Source organism: Mesorhizobium sp. M2A.F.Ca.ET.039.01.1.1, assembly GCF_003998035.1.
Classification (GTDB): domain Bacteria; phylum Pseudomonadota; class Alphaproteobacteria; order Rhizobiales; family Rhizobiaceae; genus Mesorhizobium.
Window position 1 is genome coordinate 1 of the sequence record NZ_RZRY01000289.1, and the last position, 7,650, is coordinate 7,650.

Genomic DNA, 7,650 nt, shown 5'->3' on the forward strand with positions numbered 1-7,650 from the left:
CCCCGCCGCGCATCCCCCCCCGCCGACGTCGTAGCCGCCGGTCAGCGCCGGCTTTGCTTCGGGATCGGCTGCATTGACCGGATGCTTGGCCACCCTGTCCCAAGCCAGCGGGTTGCCGTCGGCGTCGCGCACAAAGAGTCCGTCGTCGGCAGCGCCCGGCTCCTGCACGACCAGCACCGTCGCGTTGGTGTAGCGCAGCAGATAGTCGAGATCGACGCGGCCGGCCTTGAGCAGGTCGTGGACCAGCGCCAGCACGAACAGGCCGTCGGTGCCCGGCCTGATGCCGATCCAGTCGTCGGCGATGGCATTGTAGCCGGTGCGGCACGGGTTGATCGAAACCACCTTGGCGCCGCGCGCCTTGAGCTTGCCGAGGCCGATCTTGATCGGGTTGGAGTCATGGTCCTCGGCAACGCCGAACAGCATGAAATATCGGGTGTTGTCCCAGTCGGGTTCGCCGAACTCCCAGAACGAGCCGCCGATCGTGTAGAGCCCGCCGGCCGCCATGTTGACCGAGCAGAAGCCGCCATGCGCGGCGAAGTTCGGCGTGCCGAATTTCGACGCCCACCAGCCGGTCAGCGATTGCGACTGGTCGCGTCCGGTGAAGAAGGCGAGTTTTTTCGGATCGGTGCGGCGGATCGCCGACAGCCTCTCGGTGGCGATGGTCAGCGCCTCGTCCCATTCGATCTCACGGAATTCGCCCGAGCCGCGCGGGCCTGTGCGCAGCAGCGGTTTCTTCAGCCGCGCCGGGCTGTAATGCTGCATGATGCCGGCGCTGCCCTTGCCGCAGATCACACCGCGGTTCACCGGATGGTCCTTGTTGCCGTTGATGTAGCGGACCTTGCCGTCCTTGATGTGGACGTCGATGCCGCAGCGGCAGGCGCACATATAGCAGGTGGTCTTGGCGACGCGGTCGGAGACGCTGGGCGAAGTCTCGACGCCGTCGCCCTCATTTGGCGCGTGAGTGTCGGAAAGAGGCCGTTGCGAGGGTGCGGAATTGGCGCCGCGCGGCGCGGCGTTGCTCATGATTGGCGAACGCTCTTGCCGTTCGCCATCTTGGCCTTCGTCTTAGGCCCCGGGCCGCGCATGTAGTGAAGTTCAGGATGATAGCGCTCGCCGGCAAGCTGCCGCTTCAGCCGGCGGCTCCAATGCGCGAATAGGGATTTGAAGCGCCCTGCCATTTCCCACTCTTGGCCTCTGGCGACCAATTTTTTCCAAGTCCAGCTAAAAACTTAGAACAAAGCAATTGATCCGTCTAACAAGCAGCTCTTGTAATTCCGATCGATTTTGCTTCTTAGTTGCGCTATGACCCTCGACCAGTTGCGCATCTTCGTCGCCGTCGCCGAGCATGGCCACATGACCAAGGCCGCCGAGCGGCTCGGCATCTCGCAGTCGGCTGCGTCGGCGGCTATCCGCGCGCTCGAAACCCAGCACGACGTGCGCCTGTTCAACCGGGTCGGCCGCAACATCGAACTAGCAGAGACCGGCCACCGCTTCCTGCCGGAGGCGAAGGCGGTCCTGGATCGCGCCGCGGCTGCGCGTGGCGTGCTGGAGGATGTCTCGCAGACCGTCGCCGGCAGCCTGTCGATCGCGGCCAGCCAGACCATCGCCAGCTACTGGCTGCCGCGTCGCCTGGCTGCCTTCCACGAGGCCTATCCTGCGGTGAAGCTGAACGTGACCATCGGCAACACCAGGCAGGTCGAGACCAATGTGCTGGACGGCCGCGCCGATTTCGGCCTGGTCGAGGGCCGTACCGAGTCCGACATCCTGCGTCGCGCCACGGTCGACGAGGACCGCATGATGCTGGTGGTGGCGCGCTCGCATCCCGAGATCCCGATGACGCGGGCGGGAAACCTCGACATCAGGGCGCTGCGCTGGATCATCAGGGAAGGCGGGTCGGGCACGCGCGAGGCGCTGGAGGATTTCGCGCACAGCCAGGGCGTTCCGCCGGCGGAGCTGCAGATATTCCTGGTTCTGCCCAGCAACGAGGCAGTGCGCCAGGCGGTCGAGGCCGGCGCGGGCGCCACGATCATCTCGGAACTCGTCGTCGCGCGCTCCCTGGCGGAGGGGAGCCTCAGGGCCGTGCCGGTGGAATTGCCGAAGCGCGACTTCGCCATGATCACACACCGCGACCGCCAGGCGAGCCTCGCCCAGATGGCGCTGAAGGCGCATCTCACCGGCCGGGCGGACGCGCCGGCAAACGCCGAATAATCACGCGTATTTGCGCTGCGCATCCAGCGCGAGGCCAAGGCCGACCGAGCCGAACATGTCGCCTTCGATGACGGCTGCCTGCGGCACCAGCGACAGGATTTCCCGCTTCGCCAGCGGGATGGCGGTCGAACCGCCGGTGAGGAACACGGCAGTGATGGCCGAGGCATCGACGCCGGCGTCGGCGATCGTCTGCCTGACCGTCGCGGTCACGCGTTCGATGTCGTTCGCGATGGTCTCCTCGAGGCCTCCGCGCGTGATCTCGGCCGCAAAGCGCGCGCCGGGCAGCGACACCTTCACCTCGGCCGAGGACTGGTCGGTCAGCGCGATCTTAGCCCTTTCGACCAGGCCGGCAATTGCGTGGCCGTAGCGGTGCTCGACGACATGGATGAAGCGGTCGACGAGGTCGGCGCGCTCGGCCTCGTAGCGGATCTGGCGAAGATCCGACATCGCCTTGGCGGTGTAGACGAGGTTGATGCGCTGCCAGGTCGCCAGGTCGATGAAATAGGCCGCCGGCAGATTGCGCTTGTGGTCCTTGGTCCGCGTCAGATAGCCGAGCTCGGGCATGACATGGGAGATGCTGAGCAGCCGGTCGAAATCGGTGCCGCCGATATGGATGCCGCGATTGGCGAGGATGTCCGCCTTGCGGTCGGTCGAGCGCGCGCGCTCCGGCGAGACCCGCACGATCGAGAAATCGGAGGTGCCGCCGCCCATGTCGACGATCAGCGCCAGCTCCTCGCGGGTGACCTTCTGCTCGTAGTCGAGCGCCGCCGCGATCGGCTCGAACTGGAAGGCGATGTGCTTGAAGCCTTGCGCGCGCGCGGCCTTCTCCAATTCGCCCTGCGCCTTCGCATCGGCGGCCGTGTCCTCGTCGACGAACTGCACGGGCCGGCCGAGCACCACGTTCTCGACCGGACCGCCGGCGTCTTCTTCGAGCCGCTTCTTCAGATGGCCGACGAACATGCCGATAATGTCGATGAAGCCGATCTGGCGCGCCTTGATGCGGGTCTTCTCATTGGCGAGCGAGCTGCCGAGCACGCTCTTCAGAGAGCGCATCAGACGGCCTTCGATGCTATCGGTATAGTCGCTGATCGCGCGGCGGCCGAAATAAGTGTAGCCGTCCTCGAAGTTGAAGAACACGGCGCTCGGCAGAGTGGGTTGCTCGCCCTCCAGCGCCACCAGTCGCGCCCGGCCGTCGCGGATCACCCCCACGGTGGAATTGGACGTGCCGAAATCGATGCCGCCGAATGCTGATTGCATCGCAGCCTCCTCGTTACCTTGTGGCAGGGACGCCAAGCGCGCCGTCGTCCGGATGGCCGGACCGCTCTGCCGAACAGATTGTGCTTGTTTACCTTTGGGTTGGGAGGCGGCGGTTTATCGCATGATCGCCCGCAGGGAAACCCTTTGCGGGAAAATGGTCTTCCATTTTTCCCGTGTCTTCAATCCTTGCGGAAGATAATCCGACCTAGCCAGCCGGTCAGCATGGCGAGCGATATGGCGAACACGCCGTAGAGGAAGGAATAATCATGCGCGACCCGGAAGACCGACTGCTCGAAGCCCGATTTTCGGATCTCGAGCTGGGCCGAGCTTTCCTTGACGAACATGCCGCTCTTGAACAGGAACGCGCGGGCCTTGTGGGTTCCGACTGGCACGTTCGGCGCGAGCCTCACCGTGGCGCGAAACAGGTTCTGAGACAGGAACTGCACGCCGCCGACATTCTCGCTGTAGAGGCCTGTCGCTGCCTTGCGCTCGCGCAGCGCGGCGGTGAATTCCTGGATCGTCGCCGGGCTGTCGGTCTCGTCGGCGGGCTTCATGTAGAGGTTCTGCGCCCCGAGCGAGAGCTGCTTGTATTTGGCGGGCTCGGCGATGTCCTGCAGCGGCCGCGTCGTCGCGACGGAATAGGAGACAGGCACGTTCTCGAAGGTTTCGGAGTCCAGGTTGATCCAGACGCCGAGCACGCGGTCCTTGCGCCGCACCACGACCGGGCGCGGCGGCCCTTCGAGCACGACGACCACGTCGTAGCGGCCCTGTCTGGCGATCAGCGGGTCGGGATTTTCCAGCGATCCGAAGATGGTGAGGTCGGCGCCGGAGAAGCCCGCCGTGATGGAGATCGCGTCGGTCGAAAGGCCGATCTGGATGCTTTCGGTGGGCGGCGCCTGCGCCGTCGCCGGGGAAAGGGCAAAGAGCATCGACAACGAGGCGGCGGCTCCAAACGCTCTCAATCCCGCCATCAGTTGAGGCCCGCGGCGGACAGCGAATAGAGATTTGGCGGCGTCACGAAGAGATCGACGGCAAGGCGGATGGCGACGGCCAGCACCAGCATCGCCAAAAGCGCGCGCAGCTGCTCGCCGCGCAGCCTCTGGCCGGCCTTGGCGCCATATTGCGCGCCGGCGACGCCGCCGGCCATCAGCAGGAAGGCCAGGATCACGTCGACCGTCTGGTTGGTCGTGGCATGCACCAGCGTGGTGTAGGCCGAGGTGAAGATGATCTGGAACAGCGAGGTGCCGATAACGACATTGGTCGGCACCTTGAGCAGGTAGATCAGCGCCGGCACCATGATGAAGCCGCCGCCGACGCCCATGATCGACGACAGGAAGCCGATCCCGGCGCCGAGCCCGAGCACCGGGATGACGCTGACGAACAGCTTGGAGGCGCGGAAGCGCATCTTGAACGGCAGCCGGTGGATCCAGTTATGCTGGCCGGATTTCTTCAGCACGGGCGCCGCGCCGCTGCGGCTGGCGCGCAGCGCGTTGAGGCTCTCGACCAGCATCAGCCCGCCGACCGTGCCGAGCAGCACCACGTAGAGCAGCGAGATGAAGAGGTCGAGCTGGCCGAGCCGGCGCAACAGCGCGAAGACGTAGATGCCCGCGGTCGAGCCGACAATGCCGCCGGCCAGCAGCACGCCGCCCAGCTTGAAGTCGAGCGTGCCGCGCTTGAAGTGCGAGAGCGCGCCGGAGAAGGAAGAGGCGATGACCTGGTTGGCGCCGGTGGCGACCGCGATCGCGGGCGGGATGTTGTAGAAGATCAAAAGCGGCGTGATGAGGAAGCCGCCGCCGACCCCGAACATGCCCGACAGGAAGCCCACCGCCGCGCCCATCGCCAGCAGCACGAAGACGTTGACGGAAATTTCCGCGATCGGGAGATAGATGCCCACCCGGCTGTCTCGATCAGTTTGTCTGTCGGCGCACAGTGCCGTCCCCGGACACTAAAGCACCGAAAAGCCAATTTTTTCTTGCGCCGGTGCGGCGGCGGGTCAAAACCCCGCCGCCGCACCGAAACAAAAACCATCTCAATCAGTTAACAGGCAAATGTGTGGCAGGGCGTCGTGTATGCGACGCGCCTGCCGTTATTTCTTCGCCAAGAGCGCCTTGACGAGCGGCGCGTCGATCTCGCCGGTCGGCGTCATCTTGTTGTCGGTCTGGAAGGCCATGATCGCGGTCTTGGTCTTGCCGCCCATGACGCCGTCGGCGCCGCCGGCATCGTAGCCGTTCTTGTTGAGGATCAGCTGGATGTTCTTCACCGCCTTCTTCATGTCGATGCCGGCGGTGGTCTGCGGCGTGCTGTCCTGCCAGGATTCCGGAATGTCGGCCGAGTTGGCGGCGGCGTTGAGCGGCTTGGCCTTCCACAATTCCGTGGCGGCGCGCGCCCGCTCGAGCTGCTCGGGCCGCAGCGCATTGGCGATCTCGTCGCGCTTGGCTGAGGCGTCCTTGTCGCCGGTCTTGGCGACCAGGGCGAACCACTTGTAGGACTCTTCCAGGTTCTGCTTCATGCCGACGCCCTTGGCCGCCAGGATGCCGAGGTTGAACTGGCTGTCCTTGACGCCGAGGTCGGCGGCTTCCTGGAACCAGTGCGTCGCCGATTCATTGTCGGTCACCCCGTCCGCCGCCATGGCGAATAGCACCGCGAGATTGTGCATGGCGCTGGCGTTGCCCTGTTCGGCGGCGAGCTGGTAGTAGGTCTTGGCCTTCTTGATGTCGCGCGCGACGCCGATGCCCTTTTCGTAGAAATTGCCGATGCGGTATTCGGCCGGCGCGAAGCCGAGCTCGGCCGACTGCTCGTACCATTTGGCGGCGGCCTTCATGTCTTCCTTCACGCCGCGCGATTCAGCATAGCGCGAGCCGACCTCGAACAGCGCCTTGGCGTCGCCGCCGGCGGCGGCGTCGCGTAGCGCCACCGGACCGATTTCGGACGGAATGTCGAATTTGGCGGCTGCCGTCTGGCTCCCGGCCGGCGGCACGGTGCCTGTCGTGTCGGCGGAGGCTGCCGCAGGCGCGCTGGACGCGCCGCCGCCGGCTGCCGGACCGGCCGCCACGGGCTCCTTGGCCATCGGCTGCGTGTCGCCGTCCGTGTCCGTCGCAGTAGCAGCCGAGGCGGCGGGCTCGGATGGCGTCGCCGAAGCCATCGGGGCCGGTGCGGCAGGCGCTGCAAGCGCCACCGGCGCGGGTGCCGGTTCGGCCGGCGTGGCGGCTGCTCTTTCGGGACTTGCGGGGACAGATGCGGCCGGTGCCGTCTCTTGGACGGGCTCCGCCTGTCTGACGGGACGGGCAGGCGCGCTTTCGGGCTGTGCAGCGGCGTCAATCTTCGGTGTGTCGGTCTTCTGCGTGTCGGCCTGCGGCGCGGCGGTGGCGTTGAGCGAAGCCGTATCGACCGTTCGCGTGGAGAGAGCAGGCTGGTTGTTGGCCGTCTCGACCGGATCGGACAGGAAGGCTTTGCCCAGCTGCAGACCGGCCAGAGCCATCATGATGGCCGCCGCAGCCATCAGGATCGGCTTGCGCCGCGCCTTGAGCAGGTCGCCGATCCGCAGTGCCTTCACCGGGCCGGTCATGGTCGATTGCCGCTTCAGCGTGTCGGCTTCCGCCGCTGCCGCCTGGGCAGCGCGCCGGGCCGCGGCGATGAAATCCGACTTAGCGGCATCGCTGTCGGTGCGCCGGGCCGGCTGCCCGCCGCGCTCGTCTCGCACCCGCTTCATGATGGCATTGAGGTCCGGCGCACCGGAACCGGGCTCCAACGGCCGGTTGGCCGCCTTGGGGTCGAGTGGTTCGTCGATGTCGACGCCCGGCACGTCGCCGACCGGCGCCGAGCCGGCAAGCGGCTGCGTGTCCGCGTCCTTCTTGCTCTTGAAAGCGCGCGCCAGGCCGCTGAGCATGGATTTCCTGCGGCCGGCCGTCTCGCTCCTGTCGCCGACCGCATCCGGTCCCAGCGCCGCCATGGCGGCTGCTGCAGCAGCCTCGGCGGGCGTGCGCGGTACGCTCGGCTCGTCGCGCATGATCTCCGCGGCGCGGCCTTCAAGGCTAGCCATGTCTCCGGTGAGCGGCAGCGGCTGGTCGATATCCATCGAAGGCGCGTCCTGCACCGCGATCTTGCCGCCGCGGCCGCCGCGCTTGCTGGCCGGTTGCGGATCGACCAGCTCGCTGACCGCCTCGCTGGTCTCGGTCGCTTCCAGCG

7 protein-coding genes are annotated in these 7,650 nt (G+C 66.4%); 1 reads left to right on the forward strand and 6 read right to left on the reverse strand.

Features of this window, described 5'->3' with window-relative positions:
* Positions 1-1,023 (reverse strand): molybdopterin-dependent oxidoreductase (locus EOA24_RS20985; protein WP_145992538.1); only part of this gene is annotated, 1,023 nt, incomplete at its 3' end.
* Complete coding sequence (locus tag EOA24_RS41725; protein ID WP_189343264.1) at positions 1,020-1,178, reverse strand: hypothetical protein; 159 nt, start codon at positions 1,176-1,178, stop codon at positions 1,020-1,022. The genes EOA24_RS41725 and EOA24_RS20985, both read right to left, overlap by 4 nt.
* 124 nt (positions 1,179-1,302) lie before the next feature.
* On the opposite strand from EOA24_RS41725, the gene EOA24_RS20990 reads away from it, so the two are divergent.
* Positions 1,303-2,208 (forward strand): LysR family transcriptional regulator, encoded by a 906-nt coding sequence (locus EOA24_RS20990; RefSeq protein WP_126079366.1) that lies wholly within the window; start codon positions 1,303-1,305, stop codon positions 2,206-2,208.
* Here the strand turns inward: EOA24_RS20990 and EOA24_RS20995 are convergent, their stop codons facing one another.
* The 4 genes from EOA24_RS20995 to EOA24_RS21010 all read right to left on the reverse strand — a co-directional run.
* Positions 2,209-3,465, reverse strand: coding sequence for an Hsp70 family protein (locus EOA24_RS20995; protein WP_126079365.1), 1,257 nt, complete (start codon positions 3,463-3,465; stop codon positions 2,209-2,211).
* A 179-nt stretch (positions 3,466-3,644) separates the two neighbouring features.
* Positions 3,645-4,436 carry a TIGR02186 family protein gene (locus tag EOA24_RS21000; RefSeq protein ID WP_126079364.1) on the reverse strand — a complete coding sequence of 264 codons (792 nt, stop codon included), beginning with the start codon at positions 4,434-4,436 and terminating at the stop codon, positions 3,645-3,647.
* Positions 4,436-5,359, reverse strand: coding sequence for a sulfite exporter TauE/SafE family protein (locus EOA24_RS21005; RefSeq protein WP_095819366.1), 924 nt, complete (start codon positions 5,357-5,359; stop codon positions 4,436-4,438). Before EOA24_RS21005 ends, EOA24_RS21000 begins: the two co-directional genes overlap by 1 nt.
* Before the next feature lie 192 nt (positions 5,360-5,551).
* The coding region (locus EOA24_RS21010; RefSeq protein WP_189354086.1) for an SEL1-like repeat protein at positions 5,552-7,650 on the reverse strand (2,099 nt) is incomplete at its 5' end.